The sequence below is a fragment of the Ulvibacter sp. 2210JD10-4 genome, assembly GCF_058148525.1.
In genome coordinates this window covers 376,365-394,867 of sequence record NZ_JBYVJZ010000001.1, presented here as the reverse complement: position 1 = coordinate 394,867, position 18,503 = coordinate 376,365, and the positions used below count along the sequence as shown (strand labels likewise).

The window sequence follows — 18,503 nt, the reverse complement described above, 5'->3', positions numbered from 1 at the left end:
GGTTGTCAAAACTTTAAGCTTTCTCTTTTTTCGTTAACTTTAGTCAAAAATAAATTTTGAATATGATTGTCCCCCTTTATCATTTCAGCTTCGTTCTATAAGTGTATATTGTTTAATTTAAAACTAAAATTATGAAAGAATTTATGATGATCTTTATTGGGGCAGATTATGCTGCACTTGGGCTTTCACCGGAAGAACTGCAAGGCAGAATGGGTAAATGGTTTGCCTGGAGTGAAAAAATGGAAAAAGCCGGAATCTTAAGAAGTGGTAATGCATTGCATTCAGATGTGAGACGTATTATCGGCAAAGAACGTACCGTTACAGATATGGCTTCTGCAGAAGTAAAGGAAATTGTAGGCGGTTATTACATTATTGAAGCGAAAGATTTTGACGAAGTTGAAGAAGTTGCTCAGGATTTTCCGGATTATGACCTGGGAGGAACTGTAGAGATACGTGAGATCATGGTATTTGATAAATAATGGAACAAAAATTAATAGACCATCTTTTCCGGCATCATTATGGAAAGATGGTCTCTGTTTTAACAAGAATATTTGGATTGGCACATCTCGAAACTATAGAAGATGCTGTTCAGGATACTTTTATTAAAGCAACTCTTTCATGGAAAAATAACCCTCCCGAAAACCCCGAAGCCTGGCTTACAAAAGCTGCAAAAAATAGAGTCATAGATATATTCCGTAAACTGAATGCTGAACGGAAAAGAATTCCTAAAATTACAGCAAGCCATGAGGCAATGAATATGAATGACCTCTTTCTGGAAAATGAAATAGAGGACAGTCAATTACGTATGATCTTTACGGCATGCCACCCTTTATTGTCTCAGGCAGACAGAATCGCCTTTTCTTTAAAAACAATTTCGGGATTTAGTAGCAAAGAGATTGCTTCAGCATTGCTAGCTAAAGAAGAAACCATTAAAAAGAGATTAAGTCGTGCACGTAAAACGATTAAGGCCAAAAATATTTTATTTGCAATACCTGTAGATAAAGAACTATATGAGAGAATAACAAGTGTACATGAAGTACTATACCTGATATTTAATGAAGGATTCCACTCTAACAGAACAGACATACTCATAAGAAAAGAACTCTGTGGCGAAGCGATGCGGCTTTGCCAAATGATCTTAAAAAATAAACTCACTCGCTCAGAGAACGGTTACGCTTTATTTGCACTTATGTGTTTTCATGCTGCACGCCTGGACAGTAAAATAAATTCAAAAGGAGAAATTATAGATCTCAAAAACCAGGATCGCTCCAAATGGCATTTTCCTCTAATGTATTTGGGGAATGAAGCTATGAATAAAGCTACGGCAAGCAATCAATTTTCATATTATCACTATGAAGCTGCAATAGCAGCAGAACATTTAAGTGCTCCCTCTTTTAAAGATACGCAATGGAACAAGATTCTTTTGTGGTATAAAAACCTTTATCAAATACAACCTTCGGCTATCACAGCATTGCATATGGCAATTGTCCAACTACAATTAAAAGATTTTGAAGCTGCCAGCCAATTACTTATAGATATCCAGCCTGTAGACCTGGGGCAAAGAGCCTATCTTTATTATGGAGTTCAGGTAGAGTTCTACAAAGAGAAAAGGGAATATAGGAAAGCGATTTCCTGCCTCGATCTTGCCCTGAGTGTTGTTCAAAATGAGGCAGAAAAGAACTATTTATTAAGGAAGAAAGCTACACTTCAGAATATGAAAATAGAACAAAATTAAATGCTACAGGTCTTTATTCACTATTCACTTCATTTTCTATTTCCTGGGCTTATCGCCTGGCTCTTCTTTAGGCAACACTGGAAAAAAGCGTGGCTCGTAATGTTGGCAACCATGCTGGTAGATGTGGATCATCTTTTTGCAGACCCTGTATTTTCTCCAAATCGTTGCAGTATCAATTTCCACCCTTTACATACCTATATAGCGATAGCTGTATACTTTGTGCTATTTTTCTTTAAAAAGACTCGTATCATTGCTCTGGGCTTATTACTGCATATGCTTACCGATGGGATCGATTGTTGGTGGATGAACCAGTAATAATAATGATAGTAACAAGATTTTATTCTAAATTCGCTTAACATGCTATAGAAATACTTATGACAACAATCCACGATCCGGCATTTGATTACGACAAATTCGGGCAGCAATATTCCGGGTATCGCCAGACCGACCCCAGGATTGCAGCTTATGTTTTCAGGGAACTTGAAGGCATGAAAACGATACTCAATGTTGGAGCGGGGGCAGGTTCATATGAACCGGAAGATAAATATGTGACAGCAGTGGAACCTTCTGCAGAAATGCGGAAACAGCGATTACAACAAAACAAGATACCGGCTATAAACGCAACAGCAGCGTCACTTCCTTTTGATGACCATTCTTTTGATGCTTCCATGGCAATGGTGACGGTTCATCATTGGCCGAATATAGAAAAAGGGCTAAAAGAACTAAAACGGGTTACAAAACAAAAAGCGATTATCATGACATTTGATCCGGACTGTCTGGATGATTTCTGGAACGCAGATTATTTTCCCGAACTGATAGCAATTGAAAAACAGAGGTATCCTAAAATTGAACTCATTATAAATTCGTTGGGAGGGAATTGCGAAATTATATCAATTCCGGTACCGTTTGATTGTATTGATGGATTCCAGGAAGCTTTTTATGGAAGGCCCGAGGCATTTTTACAGAAAAAAGTAAGAACAAATCAGTCTGCATGGGGGTTTCTGCCTGCCGGACTGGAAGATGCTTTGGTGAAAAGACTTGCTGATGATCTAAATTCAGGTGAGTGGGACCGGAAATACGGAGCACATAGAAAAATGAAAAGCTTTACCTGTGCGTTGAAGTTGATCGTTTCAAAAATTTAGTGATGATGATAAGGCTCGTTCCGTAAGATGGTAAAAGCACGATAAAGTTGTTCTGCGAAGAATAATCGTACCATCTGGTGGGAAAAGGTCATGGCAGAGAGTGAAATCTTTCCATTGGCACGTTGATAAACCGCATCACTAAAACCGTAGGGGCCACCAATTACAAAGACCAGGTTTTTAAGTCCGCTATTCATTTTTTTCTGTAAGAATCCACTAAATTCTAAAGAACTAAAGGATTTCCCTTTTTCGTCGAGGAGTATTAACGTATCACTTGGAGCTATACGTTTCAGTATCTCTTCACCTTCAGCCTGTTTTTGCTGTGTTTCGGAGCGATTCTTTGAGTTTTTGATGTCCGGAATGATCTCAAAGGAAAAAGGGACATAGAACCCCAGTCGTTTTATATATTCTTCGGTAAGCGATTTGAGTGATTTGTTATCAGTTTTTCCAATAGCAAAAAGGGTGATCTTCATTTGGTTTTTATTCAGAATTTAAAAATACAAAGATAAAGTTAGTTGACTTATCGCTTTAGCCTTCGGTCTTCAAACTTTTTAGATTATTTTAGCTTAAAATTGAACCTCATGATCTCAAAGAAACAATTCAATAAGGAAATAGACCGCATTATATCCAATGCTATTAGAGAAGATGTAGGAGCCGGTGACCACAGTTCTTTGGCATGTATTTCCGAAGATGCTACCGGAAAGGCAAAATTATTGGTAAAAGATGAAGGTATTATAGCAGGGGTTGATTTTGCACGTCAGGTATTTGAATATGTAGACCCCGGATTGAAGATGGACATTAAGATAGAAGATGGAACACCTGTAAAACACGGAGATATTTGTTTTTATGTTTCAGGACTATCACAGTCAATTTTAAAAAGTGAGCGTCTGGTCCTCAATGCAATGCAAAGAATGAGTGCCATTGCGACCAAGACCAACGAATATGTGAAATTATTGGAAGGGACCGGAACTAAGATCCTTGATACCCGGAAGACTACTCCAGGAATTCGTGCCTTGGAAAAATGGGCGGTAAAAATTGGAGGAGGGGAGAACCACCGTTTTGCATTATATGACATGATCATGCTGAAAGACAATCACATTGATTTTTGCGGAAGCATAACAAAAGCAATCGAGACAACCCGTGAATACTTAAAGGACCATAGCCTTAATCTGAAAATTATCGTAGAGGCCAGAAACCTTCAGGAAATTGAAGAGATTTTAAAGAACAAAGGCGTATACCGTATTTTGATTGATAATTTTAATTACGAAGATACCCGAAAAGCGGTTGCATTAATTGGTGATACCTGCCTTACAGAGTCCAGTGGCGGAATTACTCTGGACACAGTAAGAAAATATGCTGAATGCGGTGTGGATTATATTTCCAGTGGCGCTTTGACACATTCTGTTTACAATATGGACCTAAGTTTAAAAGCTGTTTAATGGCAGAGGAGGTTGAAGAAAATAATACCAATATTCCTATTGTACGAAATCTGGTAAAGTTCAGTAGAAAGATCAAATTACCCGGCTTTAAAGGGCTCTCCCTTTTCGATTTATTGGAAATGTACGGAACAGGTATTATAAAAGGAACTTTTTCTTCCCGAGCCAGTTCTATTGCATATAGCTTTTTTGTAGCGCTGTTTCCTTTTCTTATCTTTATACTTAACCTGATACCCTTAATACCGGTAGAAGGGTTTCAAACCCGGTTTCTGATATTTGTAGAGGAGTTACTTCCACCTCAAACGGCCGAATTCTTTTACCCCACAATTGCAGATATTGCAGTAAACCCCAGAGAGGGAGGGTTTCTATCCTTTGTATTTTTTCTATCCTTATTTCTGGCTGCTAATGGTGTGAATGCTATTTTTAGCGGTTTTGAATATTCTTTTCACGTAACCATTAACCGTTCCTTTTTTAAACAGTATCTAATAGCTTTGGTAGTATCCGTCTTTTTGGCATTGTTGTTGTTAATTACGGTAGGAGTTATATTGTATGGTGAGTATGCTATTAATAGCTTAAAAGGGAATGAATACATACAAAATGACTTGTTTTGGATTTCGGCTTTACAGCTTTCGGTCTTTGTTGTTATGGTCTATATAATAATAGCAACACTCTATTATTATGGTACTAAAGAAGGAAAAGAATCAAAGTTCTTTTCTATTGGAGCATTAGTTACAACATTATTATTTATAGCAACCACTTATTTGTTTGGTATTTATATAAATAATTTTTCAAATTACAACGAGTTGTATGGCTCTATTGGTGCACTTTTGATCATGATGTTATATATTTGGATCAATGCAAACCTGTTATTGCTGGGATTTGAGTTGAATATTTCCCTGCAACGATTAAAAGATAAATGCTAATACATAATATTAATTTATAACTTACTATCTAATGAAAAATCTAGTACTCCTTATTATTGCAATGGTGACTGTAAACATATCTGTAGCACAAACACAGGTAGGTAGTGTTACCCTGCCCAACACTGTGAATTTTGGCAGCGAAGAGCTCGCCTTGAACGGAGCCGGAATTCGTAAAAAAGCGATTGTATTGAAATTATACTCCGGAGGATTATATCTGGCATCAAAGTCAAACGATGCAAAAGGCATTATAAATGCCGATAAAACAATGGCAATAAAGTTGGTAATTACTTCAGGGTTTGTGTCTAGCGATGCTATGAGCGAAGCTGTACGTGATGGTTTTGATGCTTCCATGAATGGAGATACATCTTCACTTTCTTCAGAAATAAATGAATTCATTAGCTTTTTCAGTGATGAGATCGTAGAGGATGATACGTTTGATATTACTTATCAATCAGGGAAAGGAGTTGTTGCCTATAAGAATGGAAAAGAGCTGGGGACGATTTCGGGAATGAAATTTAAAAAAGCACTATTCGGGATTTGGTTAGGAAATGATCCGGTTGACAGTAAGCTTAAAAAAGCGATGCTGGGTAAATAACAAAATATATATAAATACTATCTTTAGGCTGTCCGAAATATCGGGCAGCCTAATTTTTTTCAGCAGGTGTATTTTATAGATGTAATCCTTCCCATCCCTTTAAAACAGGCATTCACTTACAGTGTAAATAAAGACGAAGCTGCTTTTTTACAACAAGGAATGCGAGTGGCGGTGCCTTTTGGAAAAACTAAAATCTACACTGGGATCGTCTATCAGGTTCACAATGTTGCACCACCTGCTTACGAAACAAAATCTATTGACCAGATCCTGGATGAAACGCCTTTGATTACACCTTTGCAATTGAAGCACTGGGAATGGATGGCTTCCTATTATATGTGTACGTTGGGTGAAGTGATTAGAGCTGCGTTACCAGGCGCTTTTTTACTGGAGAGTGAAACAATTGTTATGTTAGCTTCGGAAAAAAATGTAGATGAATCGAGCTTCACCGATGAAGAGTTCCTGGTTTTTGAGGCATTACAACATCAGTCCTCATTACATATTAATGATATTAGGTCGATCCTGGACCGAAAGAATGTAGTACGAGTGCTTCAGAAATTGCTTCAAAGAGGAATAATACAAGTGCAGGAAGAAGTTTTTGAACAGTACACACCAAAACTAAAACGTTACATAAAACTTGCAGCACAATATACTCAGGAAGATAGTCTTCGCACACTGCTAGATACTTTGTCCAGAGCTCCGAAACAACGACAGTTACTAATGACCCTGTTTATGTTGTCTTCACAAGAACGATCCCCGGTTGATTCAATAACACTTCAGAAAAAGAGTGAAGCAACTTCAGCAGTATTAAAAACATTGATAGATAAAGGAATTCTGGAAGCATACTTTATCCGGAAAGACCGGATTGAATACACAGGAGAGGCGGCTTCAGATATAAAAGAACTCAACGAAGCACAGCAGTTAGCTTTCAATGAGATCACCACTTCATTCGAAACATATGATGTGACCTTGTTGCATGGGGTTACTTCCAGTGGTAAGACAGAAATCTATGTTCGTCTCATTTCAGAAATTATTGAGACCGGGAAACAAGTTCTGTATATGTTGCCGGAAATTGCACTGACAACACAATTGATCAGCCGACTTCAAAACTATTTTGGTGAAAAAGTTTCGGTATACCATTCAAAATATTCAACCAATGAACGCGTGGAGGTGTGGAACAATGTTTTGGAAAATAAGCCCAAAGCACAGATTGTGATTGGTGCGCGGTCTTCGTTATTCCTCCCATTTGAAAATCTGGGATTGATCATTGTAGACGAAGAGCATGAGCCTTCTTTTAAACAATACAGTCCTGCGCCACGTTATCATGGAAGGGATAGTGCTGTTGTTCTGGGGAATCTCCATAAAGCAAAGACGCTATTAGGTTCTGCTACACCTGCTTTGGAAAGTTATCATAATGCCAGGTCACATAAATACGGGATCATTACTTTAAAGAAGCGTTTTGGAGATGTTCTGATGCCTGAAATTGAATTGGTAGACATCAAGGAGAAGCACCAGAAAAAACAGATGACAGGCCATTTTAGTGATAGACTCCTGGCAGAAATGACCGAAGCATTAACAAATAATGAGCAGGTAATTCTATTTCAGAATAGAAGAGGTTTTTCACCTGTAGTGGAGTGTACTACTTGTGGTATTTCACCACAATGCCCAAATTGTGATGTAAGTTTAACCTATCACCAATACAAAAATGAACTGCGTTGTCATTATTGCGGGTATCATATGATGATGCTACAGTCTTGCATGGCGTGTGGAAGCGAAACATTAGATAATAAGGGGTTTGGTACCGAGCAGATAGAAATGGAAGTTAAAGAATTCTTTCCGGACCATCGTATTGCAAGAATGGATCAGGATACCACCAAAGGGAAACATGCGTATGCTAAATTGATCGATGGTTTGGAAAATCAGGAAATTGACATTCTGGTAGGAACACAGATGCTGGCGAAAGGTCTGGATTTTAGAAATGTAAGCCTTGTTGGAGTAATGAATGCCGATAACCTTTTAAACTTTCCTGATTTTAGGGCCCATGAACGTTGTTTTCAGTTATTGCAACAAGTTTCGGGAAGGGCAGGTCGTACGCAAAAGCGTGGCAAGGTTTTAATACAAACCTTCAATCCGTATCATCAAATTCTTCAGCAAGTGAGTGTGAATGATTTTGAAGGAATGTACAAACAGCAGGTAGAAGAGCGATACCAGTACAAGTACCCACCATTTTATCGTATTATAAAAATTACATTCAGGGATAAGAACCAGCAAAAAATGCAAAAAGCAGCTGTTTGGTTTGGGCAGGCATTACAGTTAAAGCTGGAAGAATATGTGTTAGGCCCGGAAGCACCACCGGTTGCCCGTATCAGAAATCAATACATTTCTAATATACTGGTGAAGATCCCTAAAAAGCTTTCCGTATCGAAAACAAAGGATTTTATTTACGGTGTAAATAGAAGTTTTAATGCTATAAAAGAATTTTCTACGGTACGGCTTACTATAGATGTAGATAATTATTAAGAGCGCATTGTTGCAGCAAGAGCTTCTACCAAGTCTGCTTTACGGTTTCGACTTAGTGGTAATTGTTCCTGATCCAGTTCGATCACTTTACTGTTATAGCGTTCCACTTTGTCCAGATTTACAATATAGGACTTGTGAATTCGCAAAAACCGGTCACTTGGAAGTAATGATTCAAAAGCCTTCATGGTAGAAAGAACAACCAGAGCATCGTGCTCAGTTACCAGCTTTACATAATCACCTAAAGCTTCAATATAGCGAAGTTCATTTAAAAATACTTTACGTTTTTTAAGATTACTTTTTACAAAAATGAAGTCTTCTTCATCAAAACCATCATCGTTTTTCAGTTTGTAATTGGTAATTGCTTTGTGTACAGCATTTAAAAAGCGTTCTTTTGAGATAGGTTTACGCAAATAATCAACAGCATCATAATCGAAAGCTTTAAAGGCATATTTTGTTTTTCCGGTAACAAAAATGATCTGTGGTTTGTGAGTTAGGTCATCCAATAGATCAAAACCTGAAAGGATGGGCATTTCAATATCTAAAAAAATAAGATCAATCTCGGTAGTTGCTAATCCCATTTTGGCTTCAATAGCATTGTTGTATTCTGCTACCAAATCCAGAGAAGGGTGATTCTCTATTAGTTTAACGATAGAAAGACGCTGTAACGTAGAATCATCTACAATCGCACATTTAAGTATCGGTTTCTCCACAAGTAGATTGTTTTTATAATATAGCAATTATAAGTAAAAAATCGATGAATGACAAGTTTTTTTAACATTTGTCGTGAAAATTATGCACTTCATCATTTTCTGTAGGAAAAAATCTATGTTTTGAAAGATGTAAAAATAGGGTTTGAATATTAGAATTAAAATAGTATTTTTGCACGCTCTTGGCAAAGTGCCAGAGTTTGAATTTAATTTTAATACAGATTTTTTATGAATCATTACGAAACTGTTTTCATCTTAAATCCCGTTTTATCTGAAGAACAGATAAAGGAAACAGTTAAGAAATACGAAGATATTCTTGTTTCTAAAGGTGCTAAGATGATATCGAAAGAAGATTGGGGGCTAAAAAAACTAGCCTACGCAATTCAACACAAAAAAAGTGGATTCTACCACTTGTTTGAGTACACCGTTACCGGTGAAGCTATAAACGACATGGAAGTTGAGTTTAGAAGAGATGAACGCATTATGCGTTATCTTACTGTTGCCCTGGATAAGCACGCAATTGCCTGGGCAGAAAGAAGAAGAATTCGCGATAACAAAAAAACTGCATAAATCATGTCAACTTTACAACAACAAGCAAAAGGAAAAAAAGACGGAGAAATTAGATATTTAACTCCGCTTAATATAGAGACTACTAAGAACAAAAAATACTGTCGTTTTAAAAAATCTGGCATTAAGTATGTAGATTATAAAGACCCGGATTTTTTACTGAAGTTTGTAAACGAACAAGGCAAGATTCTACCTAGAAGGTTAACAGGTACATCTTTGAAATACCAGCGTAAAGTGGCAGTAGCTGTTAAGAGAGCACGTCACCTGGCGTTAATGCCTTATGTAGCCGATTTATTAAAATAAAAAGCAGATAGGATTATGGAACTTATATTAAAGAAAGACGTAGAGAACTTAGGTTTTGCAGATGACGTTGTCACTGTAAAGAACGGTTACGGAAGAAACTTTTTAATTCCAAGAGGACATGCTATATTGGCTACCCCTTCTGCAAAAAAAGTTTTGGCTGAAACTTTAAAGCAACGTGCCTTTAAAGAAAAGAAAGTTATTGAGGATGCTCAAAAAGAAGCAGACAAGTTAAACGGATTAGAGATCAAAATTTCTGCAAAAGCCGGTGAAGGAGACAAATTATTTGGATCTGTCACTAATGCTGACCTTGCTGAAGCACTTGTAAAAGAAGATGTTTCTATAGAGAAGAAATTTATTTCTATTGCAGGTGGTAGTGTAAAACGTACCGGGCAATATGAAGCAACGATTCGTTTTCATAGAGATGTGATCTCAAATCTCACATTCGATGTGGTTGCTGAAGCAAAAAAGTAAACTTGCATTAAAATAATAAGTAAAACCCCGGCAACGTCGGGGTTTCTTTTTACTGAATAATGAAATACATAAGACTCACAAAAGAACAACTGGACGAATTGCACCCCGAATTCATAAACTTTTTAGCTGCCCAATCTATAACAGGAGAAGAGTGGTCAAAGATTAAAGCCGAACAACCTGAAGTGGCTGAACAGGAATTGGATGTATTTAGCGACCTTATTTGGGAAGGTGTTTTAGAGAAAGCAGGTTATCTTGAAAATATTTCTCCACAGCAATTATTTCTATTTAAACTTGGAGATGCCGGTATGCAATTGATCGTTGTAAAAATAACTAATACATCAAAAGATATTACTACTTCTCAAGGTTACAAATGGTTACAGGAAAATTTTGCTTCAGATGAGGTAGAATTCTTACGTGCGTCAAAAGACTATTCGGGAGACAAAAATGCAGATATTTTTGGTTTAATCCAACAAGGTTCAGTCATTACAAAAGGAGAATTGTACCGATTCTTTGAAAATATTCTGGATCCGTCCTAACTACTCGTATCGTAAACTTTCAATGGGATCGAGTTTCGCTGCCTTAGAGGCAGGATAAGAACCTGCAATTACAGCTACCAAAAAGGTGATCAGGGTTGCCCATAACATGGCACTCCAGGGTAATGTAAAGTCAAATTCAAAAAACTTTGCAAATCCGAAACCGGTAAGAACACCCAGTAAGATTCCCAGAATACTTCCAAACTGACCTATCACGATCGTTTCCATAAAGAACTGTGTGGAAATAGTAGAACGTTTTGCGCCCATTGCTTTTCGCACACCAATTTCACGGGTTCGCTCGGTGACCGATACCAGCATGATATTCATTAAGGCAATGGAAGAACCTAAAATGGTAATAATACTAATAATCCAGGCAGCAATTTCCAATACACCGGTAATTTCACTAATTCTGTTGATAAGGTCATCACTGCGTTCCAGTCCAAAGTTGTTATCTTCTATGGGGCTTAGGCCGCGAACATTTCTAAAAGAAACAATGGCAGCATCCTGGGCCCCTTGCATCATTTCTTTATTATCTACCATCACACTAATGGTGTAGTTTATATTTGGATTGGTAAAGATACTTCGTGCTACCTGTATTGGGATAAGTACCTTTAGGTCCTGGTTGTTTCCGAAGGTGGCCCCTTTTGACTCAAGAATGCCAACCACTTTGAACTTTACCCCTCGAACACTAATCGTTTTGTTTAAAGGATCATCATTTTTAAAGATACTTTTCAGGAAATCCGAGCCGATTAAGCATACTTTATTGCTATTTTCAATATCAAAAATATTGAACTCCCGCCCGCGGTCTATTTTTGTTCCGGTGTTCTGAAGGTAATTTTCATTCACACCATACACCTGTATCTCAGGGTCTGTTTTTTCGTTTTCAAATTTTATTTCGGCTCTATTGGTTCCTCTAAACGAAACCGATGTTTGGGTAAAAGGATAATTATATACATCAATGAACTCCCGAATATTATCATAGCTGATAATAGGATTTACCTTTTCCCTTTCTCCTCCGTGACGGTTTACTTCAAACTCATACCGCTGAATATTAAAGGTGTTGGCTCCCATAGAGGCAAAATCACTGGAAATAGTATTTTCCAATGCTTTTACTGCACTCAGAATACCTACAAGTGCCCAGATACCAATTCCAATAATAACAATGGTCAGGATAGTTCTAAGTAATTGACTTTTAATAGAATCCAGTGCGATGCGAACATTTTCCCTAAAGAGTGAAAACATAGTTTTTGGGTGTGCGGTTTATCGTTAGACTATAATCTGATCATAAAGTTACAATTTCCCCAATAATTTAAGATATTTGCACAACACGAAAAATTATGGCACAAAAACCTTCCATACCTAAAGGAACGAGAGATTTTTCTCCCACCGAAGTTGTAAAACGTAACTACATTATGAATGTCATAAAAAGTTGTTTTACCACCTACGGTTTTCAGCCTATTGAAACCCCTTCATTTGAAAATAGTGAGACACTTATGGGGAAATATGGGGAAGAAGGGGATCGCCTTATTTTTAAGATATTAAATAGTGGGGATTTTCTTCGGAAGGTGGACGATACGACATATACTGAAAAAGATAGTCGAAAATTAACAGCTAAGATATCTGGAAAAGCCCTTCGCTATGATCTCACAGTACCATTTGCACGCTACGTAGTACAAAACCAGAATGATATCACACTCCCTTTTAAGCGTTACCAGATGCAGCCGGTCTGGCGGGCGGACCGTCCTCAAAAGGGACGTTTCCGGGAATTCTATCAATGCGATGCGGATGTGGTAGGTAGTAGATCACTATGGCAGGAAATAGAGTTGGTGCAATTGTATGATGCTGTTTTTTCAAAACTGAATTTAAAAGGAACCATTATCAAACTTAATAATCGCAAGGTTCTAAGTGGTATTGCTGAAGTGATTGGTGCCGAAGATAAGCTGATCGATTTTACGGTTGCATTGGATAAACTGGATAAAATAGGTGAAGAAGGTGTAAAAACTGAAATGTTATCCAAGGGAATTTCAGAAAGTGCGATTGAAAAAGTACAGCCCTTGTTTGAAGCCAAAGGAACTGCTTCAGAAAAACTTTTATTACTAAAAGAATTGTTGGCTTCTTCAGAAACCGGGTTGAAAGGTGTTTCGGAATTAGAGTTTATAATTAATACTATTTCAGAATTAGGTTTGCAGACCGCTTTCCTAGAAATTGATGTAACACTTGCCCGGGGATTGAACTACTATACCGGAGCTATTTTTGAAGTTTCAGCACCAAAAGAGGTGAATATGGGTAGTATTGGTGGTGGTGGCCGCTACGATGACCTAACGGGCATCTTTGGTTTAAAAGATGTAAGCGGTGTTGGAATTTCTTTTGGTCTGGACAGAATTTACCTGGTCTTGGAAGAATTAAACCTGTTTCCTGACACAGTTTCAGAAAACACCAAGGTATTGTTTATCAACTTTGGAGAAAAAGAAGCTTTCTACGCTATGCAAGCCATTACAAAACTCCGAGAGGAAGGTATTGCTGCAGAACTATACCCTGATGCCACAAAAACAGGCAAGCAGATGGGGTATGCGGACAAACGTACTATTCCTTTCACTGTTCTTGCCGGAGAAAATGAAATGAACTCTCAAACCTTTACCCTCAAAAATATGAAAAGCGGGGAGCAGCAGACACTTGGTTTTGATGGTTTAAGAGAAATATTGAAAGAGTAGTAACGCTAAATTTTATCTGGACCTTGTAACACGGCTACTTGAGTTTATCTAAAACCTTTTTTGTTTTTTTATTATTGTAATTCTTTTTATCTAAAACCAGTTATACAATAGATAGTTGTCTAAATTATTTTATGTCATTGTAACATCATAGAATTTGGAAAGTCCTTCTTTTAGGGAATTCTTTTATTACATTTATGTGCCATAGTGATAGACAAATATGAATAAACATATACTAAAAGCAGGAACATTTACCGGAGAAACCTTAACTTCTCAAGTTTTAGACGGGTATATTCTTTCTATCACAGAGCATGACCAAAATCTGGATGTACCAAAACATGAACATGAACATCCATATATCAGTTTATTATTACGTGGTTTTTATAATGAAGAATCAATGATAACTGATCATAGCATTATTCCGGGGGCGTCATTATTCAGGCCAAGTGGTTATGAACATAAAAATGAAATTGGGCCTTCACAAAGCTTATGTTTCAACCTTGAAATAAAGAAGAATATCTTTACAGATAAAATTAAAAACACAAACGGTGACTATATTAAGTTTGAACATAACAGCCTTGAAGTAATAAGAATGTTTTTAGCCTATAAGCGAAACTTTTCAAAAGAATTATTGAACTTAATTATAGAAGAAAATACATATTTGTTATTAAGCAGAGGAAAGGTTAGTGACAGAACAGAACGCACACAGTGGATTAATAAAATAAAAGAAGAAGTACAGTTTAATCCCGAACTAAAATATACAATCGACCAGGTATCAAATACATTACATCTACACCCTATATACTTTGTAAGGAAGTTTAAAGAATTAACAGGGTATACTTTTGGAGAGTTTCTTATTCGTAACAGGCTTAGTAAAGCGATCGATCTAATTCATCATTCAAACAAAAGCCTTACTTCTGTAGCGTTAGAATCTGGTTTTTACGACCAGAGCCATTTCATTAGACGCTTTAAGGAAGCATTTAATATTACTCCCTCAGATTATATTGAAATTACAAAAAGTTAGTTCCGTACAATTTTTTTTGAAGTGATATACGTTGATTTGTAGCATAACTTTAAAAAAATGAAAAATATCTCTTTTTTAATTGTACTCCTGTCGTGTTTATCCTATAGTCAAGATGAAGACAAGCTTCTTAAAGTTATTGACAGCACAAATTTTGATACAATTTATCCCTATGCACTAAGAGGGGAAATGGATGAGGTCTTTTCTATTCTGGACACTTCAAATGATGAGTATTTAACTAAAGACCAGCAAGAGATTAAGCAAAAGTATTACGATAGATTTATCACTAATGCAGAAAATTTTGAATATAATACCAGCAACTCTCTAATGATTGATATGTTTAAAAGGTTTCAGAATTATTGGAGATCCATATTAATAGAAAAAGTTGACCCGGAACTTGCAGATAAACTGTTCTTTGATGAGATGCTGGCTTTTCTGAAAAGAGAATATAATTTAACCCAAAGTATGGACAAAATAGAACAGAATTATTTTTCATTGTTTAAGGAATTCCTTGAAGCTAATGGATTTCATGGGATAGTTATGGGTAAAACAGGCCATCTTTTCGATTTATATTTATGGAAAGATGAAAAAGAAGAAGTTTATGATATTGAGCTACCGGAAACCGAGATCAAAGTACCTGTGGTCTTTATGAAAAACTTTGTTTCAAATGGATGGTCACATTATACAACTTTTGGCGATAGCTATAGTGGAGGGTGGACCTTACCTGATAAGCTCTATTGTGTTGAAGATGCATATGATCTTTCCAGTGAGAATTTTAAAATAAGTTATGTAGCCCACGAAGGACAACATTTTGCCGATATAAAAACCTATCCTAAACTTAAACAGGCAGATCTTGAATATAGGGCCAAATTAACAGAGCTCGCTTTGGCTAAAACGTCTTCTGTGAAAATAATTAAAAAATTCATTACAAACGCTAAGAACGATAAAACAAATGCACATGCTTATGCTAATTATTTAGTAATTAAGAATTTATCTAATACGTTATTTAATAGTAGTTATGTGTCAGATATAGATATGTGGAAAAAGCTCCCGATAAAAAAAATAAACAAAATAGGGAATAAACTTCTCAAAGAGCACACAGCTAAATTAAACAAAAAAGGAGCCGCTACAGTAGAATCCTGTATCCTTTAATGCATCTTTTCCGGATTTTAGAATAAGACATCTATTTTGGTACTGTAAGCTCAATTATTAAAGGTCGATCTGCACTGCGATATTTCCAAAGCTAAAATGATAGTTGGCAATAACATGACATTTGTCATACTTTTTCTTATTCAAATTATTTTTATTCGTGTTGTGAATTCCATATGGACATATCTTCTTATCTATTTGCACTTTCTTATTAAGAGAGATCCGGAGTAGTCTTTACTATTCTTACCGTTCAATCATTCTATTTAATAACTTATTAATACACAGTTTATGCCTAGATATCATTCATTGGGTACTATCCCACATAAAAGACATACTACATTTAAAAATCCAAAAGGGGGGCTGTATCAGGAAGAACTATTTGGAACAGCAGGTTTTGTAGGAATGTCTTCACTTATTTATCATATATACCCTCCCACAGTAGTTTCAGAAGTAAAAAGAGGAAAAGATGTTGCGCCTAAAATTGCAATCGATAAAAACATGAAGGCAATGAGTTTTCAAGGGTTTTCTTTACCAAAAGGGGAAGAATTTCTAGAAAGCAGAAAAATACTCTTTACAAATAACGACCTAAAGATAGGGTTGGCAACTCCTGTAATATTTGACCAGAACTATTTTTACAGAAATAGTGATGCTGACGAAATGTTATTCATTCATGAAGGTTCGGGAGTTCTAAAAACCATGTATGGAGAAATCCCCTTTAAATATGGAGATTATTTAATTATCCCCAGAGGGACTACTTATCAAATAGACTTTTCTGATGAGAACAATAGAATCTTGCTTATTGAATCATCCAGCCCTATTGAGTCACCAAATCGTTATCGAAACAATTACGGGCAGTTTTTAGAGCACTCTCCCTTTTGTGAGCGGGATTTTAGGCTACCCCAAGACCTGAAGACGTATAACGAAAAAGGAGCATTTAAAATCATATCAAAAAAACAAGATGTACTTTGGGAATATACTTATTCCAACCATCCATTCGATGTAGTTGGTTGGGACGGATTTAATTACCCATTCGCTTTTTCGATTTTTGATTTTGAGCCTATTACAGGTCGTGTGCATTTACCACCTCCAATTCATCAGCAATGGGAAGCAGCAGGATTTGTGGTTTGCTCTTTTGTCCCGAGACTATATGATTACCATCCGGAAGCCATACCGGCTCCTTACCATCACAGTAATATAGATTCTGAAGAACTACTATACTATGTTGACGGAGATTTTATGAGTAGAAATAACATCCAAAAAGGACAGATCACTTTACATCCTGGGGGAATTCCGCACGGACCACATCCGGGTGCAATTGAACGGAGTATTGGTAAGAAAGCAACTGAAGAACTTGCTGTTATGATAGACCCTTTCAATCCAATTATGATTACTGAAGAAGCAATGAACCTTCAGGTAGATGACTATTACAAATCTTGGAAAAAAGAATAAATATTCCACTAAAAACTTAAAAAATGACTGATTTAAAAAATATAGAAAATTATAATTACAGCTTAGAGAAAATATTCCCTGAAGCAGAAGACTTTTTACCTATAATGGGAACAGATTATGTAGAATATTATGTGGGTAATGCCAAGCAGGCAGCTCATTTCTATAAAACAGCTCTTGGATTCCAATCACTGGCATATGCCGGATTGGAAACAGGGATGAAAGACAGAACCTCATATGTGGTGGTTCAGGATAAAATTAGACTGGTCTTTACTACACCTATGCCTAACACTGAAAACACAGAAATATTTGAACATATAACAAAACATGGTGATGGTGTAAAAGTAATAGCACTTTGGGTGGAAGATGCACGTAAGTCCTGGGAAGAAACCATTAAAAGAGGAGCCCGATCGTATTTTGAACCGAGAGTAGAAAAAGATGAAGATGGAGAAATAGTACGTGCCGGTATTCATACATATGGAGATACAGTACACATTTTTGTAGAACGCAAAAACTATCATGGAGTCTTTATGCCCAAATTTGAGAAATGGGAATCACATTACAATCCAAAACCCTGCGGTCTAAAATATATTGACCATATGGTAGGTAACGTAGATTGGGGGCAAATGGACGTTTGGAGTAAGTTTTATCGCGAAGTTATGGGATTTGCACAATTAATCTCATTTGACGATAAGGATATCTCTACAGAATATACCGCTTTGATGAGTAAGGTAATGACCAATGGTAATGGAAGAATTAAGTTTCCAATTAACGAACCGGCAAAAGGAAAAAAGAAATCTCAAATTGAAGAATATGTAGATTTCTACAGAGGAGCAGGATGTCAACATATTGCAGTAGCTACAGACGATATTGTATTAACCGTTTCAGAAATGAAAAAACGCGGAGTAGAATTCTTGTATGTTCCGGGAGAGTATTATGATACTGTAGAGGATAGAGTAGGAGAGATTGCTGAAGATATGGCTGTTCTAAAACAACACGGCATTATGGTCGATAGAGATGATGAAGGCTATTTGTTGCAGATATTCACCAAACCATTAACGGACAGGCCTACTTTATTTTTTGAAATTATTCAAAGAAAAGGAGCACAATCCTTTGGAAAAGGAAACTTTAAAGCTTTGTTTGAATCGATCGAAGCTGAACAAAGAAGGCGAGGAACATTATAGTGTAAGTATAGAGTTACATAAACTAACCAAAAGTTATGGAATAGCAACTTTGTAAGAAAGGCCGGCTTG

At 36.6% G+C, this 18,503-nt stretch carries 20 protein-coding genes; 17 read left to right on the top strand and 3 right to left on the bottom strand.

From position 1 onward, the window contains the following. Window positions 1-131 precede the first annotated feature (131 nt). Genes ACY2RT_RS01960 through ACY2RT_RS01945 form a run of 4 tightly spaced genes read left to right on the top strand, consistent with a single transcriptional unit; the run spans window position 132 to window position 2,877 of the window. Window positions 132-479: a YciI family protein gene (locus tag ACY2RT_RS01960; RefSeq protein WP_490154190.1), complete on the top strand. Its 348-nt coding sequence runs from the start codon at window positions 132-134 to the stop codon at window positions 477-479. Then, window positions 479-1,735, top strand: a complete 1,257-nt coding sequence (locus ACY2RT_RS01955; protein ID WP_490154189.1) for an RNA polymerase sigma factor — start codon at window positions 479-481, stop codon at window positions 1,733-1,735. The genes ACY2RT_RS01960 and ACY2RT_RS01955 overlap by 1 nt, the downstream gene beginning before the upstream one ends. Beyond that, window positions 1,736-2,050, top strand: coding sequence for a DUF6122 family protein (locus ACY2RT_RS01950; RefSeq protein ID WP_490154188.1), 315 nt, complete (start codon window positions 1,736-1,738; stop codon window positions 2,048-2,050). Between the two features lie 59 nt (window positions 2,051-2,109). Then, window positions 2,110-2,877: a class I SAM-dependent methyltransferase gene (locus tag ACY2RT_RS01945; protein WP_490154187.1), complete on the top strand. Its 768-nt coding sequence runs from the start codon at window positions 2,110-2,112 to the stop codon at window positions 2,875-2,877. Here the strand turns inward: ACY2RT_RS01945 and rlmH are convergent. Continuing rightward, window positions 2,874-3,347: a 23S rRNA (pseudouridine(1915)-N(3))-methyltransferase RlmH gene (gene rlmH, locus ACY2RT_RS01940; protein WP_490154186.1), complete on the bottom strand. Its 474-nt coding sequence runs from the start codon at window positions 3,345-3,347 to the stop codon at window positions 2,874-2,876. The genes ACY2RT_RS01945 and rlmH overlap by 4 nt on opposite strands. Window positions 3,348-3,455: 108 nt before the next feature. On the opposite strand from rlmH, the gene nadC reads away from it, so the two are divergent. The 4 genes from nadC to priA all read left to right on the top strand — a co-directional run bounded on the left by nadC (window position 3,456) and on the right by priA (window position 8,345). Then, window positions 3,456-4,313 (top strand): carboxylating nicotinate-nucleotide diphosphorylase, encoded by an 858-nt coding sequence (gene nadC, locus ACY2RT_RS01935; RefSeq protein WP_490154185.1) that lies wholly within the window; start codon window positions 3,456-3,458, stop codon window positions 4,311-4,313. Further along, window positions 4,313-5,233 (top strand): YihY/virulence factor BrkB family protein, encoded by a 921-nt coding sequence (locus tag ACY2RT_RS01930; protein WP_490154184.1) that lies wholly within the window; start codon window positions 4,313-4,315, stop codon window positions 5,231-5,233. Before nadC ends, ACY2RT_RS01930 begins: the two co-directional genes overlap by 1 nt. A 31-nt stretch (window positions 5,234-5,264) precedes the next feature. After that, window positions 5,265-5,828, top strand: coding sequence for a chalcone isomerase family protein (locus ACY2RT_RS01925; RefSeq protein WP_490154183.1), 564 nt, complete (start codon window positions 5,265-5,267; stop codon window positions 5,826-5,828). 66 nt (window positions 5,829-5,894) lie between these two features. Then, window positions 5,895-8,345: a replication restart helicase PriA gene (gene priA, locus ACY2RT_RS01920; protein WP_490154182.1), complete on the top strand. Its 2,451-nt coding sequence runs from the start codon at window positions 5,895-5,897 to the stop codon at window positions 8,343-8,345. On the opposite strand, the gene ACY2RT_RS01915 is transcribed toward priA, so the two are convergent. Then, complete coding sequence (locus ACY2RT_RS01915) at window positions 8,342-9,055, bottom strand: LytR/AlgR family response regulator transcription factor (RefSeq protein ID WP_490154181.1); 714 nt, start codon at window positions 9,053-9,055, stop codon at window positions 8,342-8,344. The genes priA and ACY2RT_RS01915 overlap by 4 nt on opposite strands. Before the next feature lie 225 nt (window positions 9,056-9,280). Between ACY2RT_RS01915 and rpsF the strand changes: the two genes are divergently transcribed. Genes rpsF through ACY2RT_RS01895 form a run of 4 tightly spaced genes read left to right on the top strand, consistent with a single transcriptional unit; the run spans window position 9,281 to window position 10,929 of the window. Then, complete coding sequence (gene rpsF, locus ACY2RT_RS01910; RefSeq protein WP_490154180.1) at window positions 9,281-9,622, top strand: 30S ribosomal protein S6; 342 nt, start codon at window positions 9,281-9,283, stop codon at window positions 9,620-9,622. Window positions 9,623-9,625: 3 nt separating this feature from the next. Beyond that, complete coding sequence (gene rpsR / locus ACY2RT_RS01905; protein WP_490154179.1) at window positions 9,626-9,922, top strand: 30S ribosomal protein S18; 297 nt, start codon at window positions 9,626-9,628, stop codon at window positions 9,920-9,922. A 15-nt stretch (window positions 9,923-9,937) separates the two neighbouring features. Further along, complete coding sequence (gene rplI, locus ACY2RT_RS01900) at window positions 9,938-10,393, top strand: 50S ribosomal protein L9 (protein WP_490154178.1); 456 nt, start codon at window positions 9,938-9,940, stop codon at window positions 10,391-10,393. Between the two features lie 59 nt (window positions 10,394-10,452). Then, entirely contained in the window at window positions 10,453-10,929 is a 477-nt protein-coding gene (locus tag ACY2RT_RS01895) for a DUF6495 family protein (protein ID WP_490154177.1), read from the top strand. Here the strand turns inward: ACY2RT_RS01895 and ACY2RT_RS01890 are convergent, their stop codons facing one another. Next, window positions 10,930-12,168 carry an ABC transporter permease gene (locus ACY2RT_RS01890; RefSeq protein WP_490154176.1) on the bottom strand — a complete coding sequence of 413 codons (1,239 nt, stop codon included), beginning with the start codon at window positions 12,166-12,168 and terminating at the stop codon, window positions 10,930-10,932. A gap of 95 nt (window positions 12,169-12,263) precedes the next feature. Between ACY2RT_RS01890 and hisS the strand changes: the two genes are divergently transcribed. From hisS to hppD, 5 genes are all read left to right on the top strand, one after another. Next, the gene (gene hisS, locus ACY2RT_RS01885; RefSeq protein ID WP_490154175.1) at window positions 12,264-13,637 is read left to right on the top strand and encodes a histidine--tRNA ligase; all 1,374 of its coding nucleotides are present in this window, start codon (window positions 12,264-12,266) and stop codon (window positions 13,635-13,637) included. Between the two features lie 217 nt (window positions 13,638-13,854). Continuing rightward, on the top strand, window positions 13,855-14,658 hold the full coding sequence (locus ACY2RT_RS01880) for a helix-turn-helix transcriptional regulator (RefSeq protein WP_490154174.1): 804 nt from the start codon (window positions 13,855-13,857) through the stop codon (window positions 14,656-14,658). Between the two features lie 57 nt (window positions 14,659-14,715). Continuing rightward, window positions 14,716-15,807 carry a hypothetical protein gene (locus ACY2RT_RS01875; RefSeq protein ID WP_490154173.1) on the top strand — a complete coding sequence of 364 codons (1,092 nt, stop codon included), beginning with the start codon at window positions 14,716-14,718 and terminating at the stop codon, window positions 15,805-15,807. A gap of 285 nt (window positions 15,808-16,092) precedes the next feature. Next, the gene (locus tag ACY2RT_RS01870) at window positions 16,093-17,253 is read left to right on the top strand and encodes a homogentisate 1,2-dioxygenase (protein ID WP_490154172.1); all 1,161 of its coding nucleotides are present in this window, start codon (window positions 16,093-16,095) and stop codon (window positions 17,251-17,253) included. Between the two features lie 23 nt (window positions 17,254-17,276). After that, window positions 17,277-18,434 carry a 4-hydroxyphenylpyruvate dioxygenase gene (gene hppD / locus ACY2RT_RS01865; RefSeq protein ID WP_490154171.1) on the top strand — a complete coding sequence of 386 codons (1,158 nt, stop codon included), beginning with the start codon at window positions 17,277-17,279 and terminating at the stop codon, window positions 18,432-18,434. Window positions 18,435-18,503: the final 69 nt, after the last annotated feature.

What these genes read in the sequence shown, in the direction of transcription:
- ACY2RT_RS01890 (WP_490154176.1), bottom strand. Translation starts at nt 12,168, where the DNA reads ATGTTTTCACTCTTTAGGGAAAATGTTCGCATCGCACTGGATTCTATT.
- ACY2RT_RS01955 (WP_490154189.1), top strand. Translation starts at nt 479, where the DNA reads ATGGAACAAAAATTAATAGACCATCTTTTCCGGCATCATTATGGAAAG.
- ACY2RT_RS01945 (WP_490154187.1), top strand. Translation starts at nt 2,110, where the DNA reads ATGACAACAATCCACGATCCGGCATTTGATTACGACAAATTCGGGCAG.
- rplI (WP_490154178.1), top strand. Translation starts at nt 9,938, where the DNA reads ATGGAACTTATATTAAAGAAAGACGTAGAGAACTTAGGTTTTGCAGAT.
- rpsF (WP_490154180.1), top strand. Translation starts at nt 9,281, where the DNA reads ATGAATCATTACGAAACTGTTTTCATCTTAAATCCCGTTTTATCTGAA.
- ACY2RT_RS01960 (WP_490154190.1), top strand. Translation starts at nt 132, where the DNA reads ATGAAAGAATTTATGATGATCTTTATTGGGGCAGATTATGCTGCACTT.
- ACY2RT_RS01930 (WP_490154184.1), top strand. Translation starts at nt 4,313, where the DNA reads ATGGCAGAGGAGGTTGAAGAAAATAATACCAATATTCCTATTGTACGA.
- ACY2RT_RS01880 (WP_490154174.1), top strand. Translation starts at nt 13,855, where the DNA reads ATGAATAAACATATACTAAAAGCAGGAACATTTACCGGAGAAACCTTA.
- ACY2RT_RS01925 (WP_490154183.1), top strand. Translation starts at nt 5,265, where the DNA reads ATGAAAAATCTAGTACTCCTTATTATTGCAATGGTGACTGTAAACATA.
- hisS (WP_490154175.1), top strand. Translation starts at nt 12,264, where the DNA reads ATGGCACAAAAACCTTCCATACCTAAAGGAACGAGAGATTTTTCTCCC.
- ACY2RT_RS01875 (WP_490154173.1), top strand. Translation starts at nt 14,716, where the DNA reads ATGAAAAATATCTCTTTTTTAATTGTACTCCTGTCGTGTTTATCCTAT.
- ACY2RT_RS01870 (WP_490154172.1), top strand. Translation starts at nt 16,093, where the DNA reads ATGCCTAGATATCATTCATTGGGTACTATCCCACATAAAAGACATACT.
- ACY2RT_RS01950 (WP_490154188.1), top strand. Translation starts at nt 1,736, where the DNA reads ATGCTACAGGTCTTTATTCACTATTCACTTCATTTTCTATTTCCTGGG.
- nadC (WP_490154185.1), top strand. Translation starts at nt 3,456, where the DNA reads ATGATCTCAAAGAAACAATTCAATAAGGAAATAGACCGCATTATATCC.
- rpsR (WP_490154179.1), top strand. Translation starts at nt 9,626, where the DNA reads ATGTCAACTTTACAACAACAAGCAAAAGGAAAAAAAGACGGAGAAATT.
- hppD (WP_490154171.1), top strand. Translation starts at nt 17,277, where the DNA reads ATGACTGATTTAAAAAATATAGAAAATTATAATTACAGCTTAGAGAAA.
- rlmH (WP_490154186.1), bottom strand. Translation starts at nt 3,347, where the DNA reads ATGAAGATCACCCTTTTTGCTATTGGAAAAACTGATAACAAATCACTC.
- ACY2RT_RS01895 (WP_490154177.1), top strand. Translation starts at nt 10,453, where the DNA reads ATGAAATACATAAGACTCACAAAAGAACAACTGGACGAATTGCACCCC.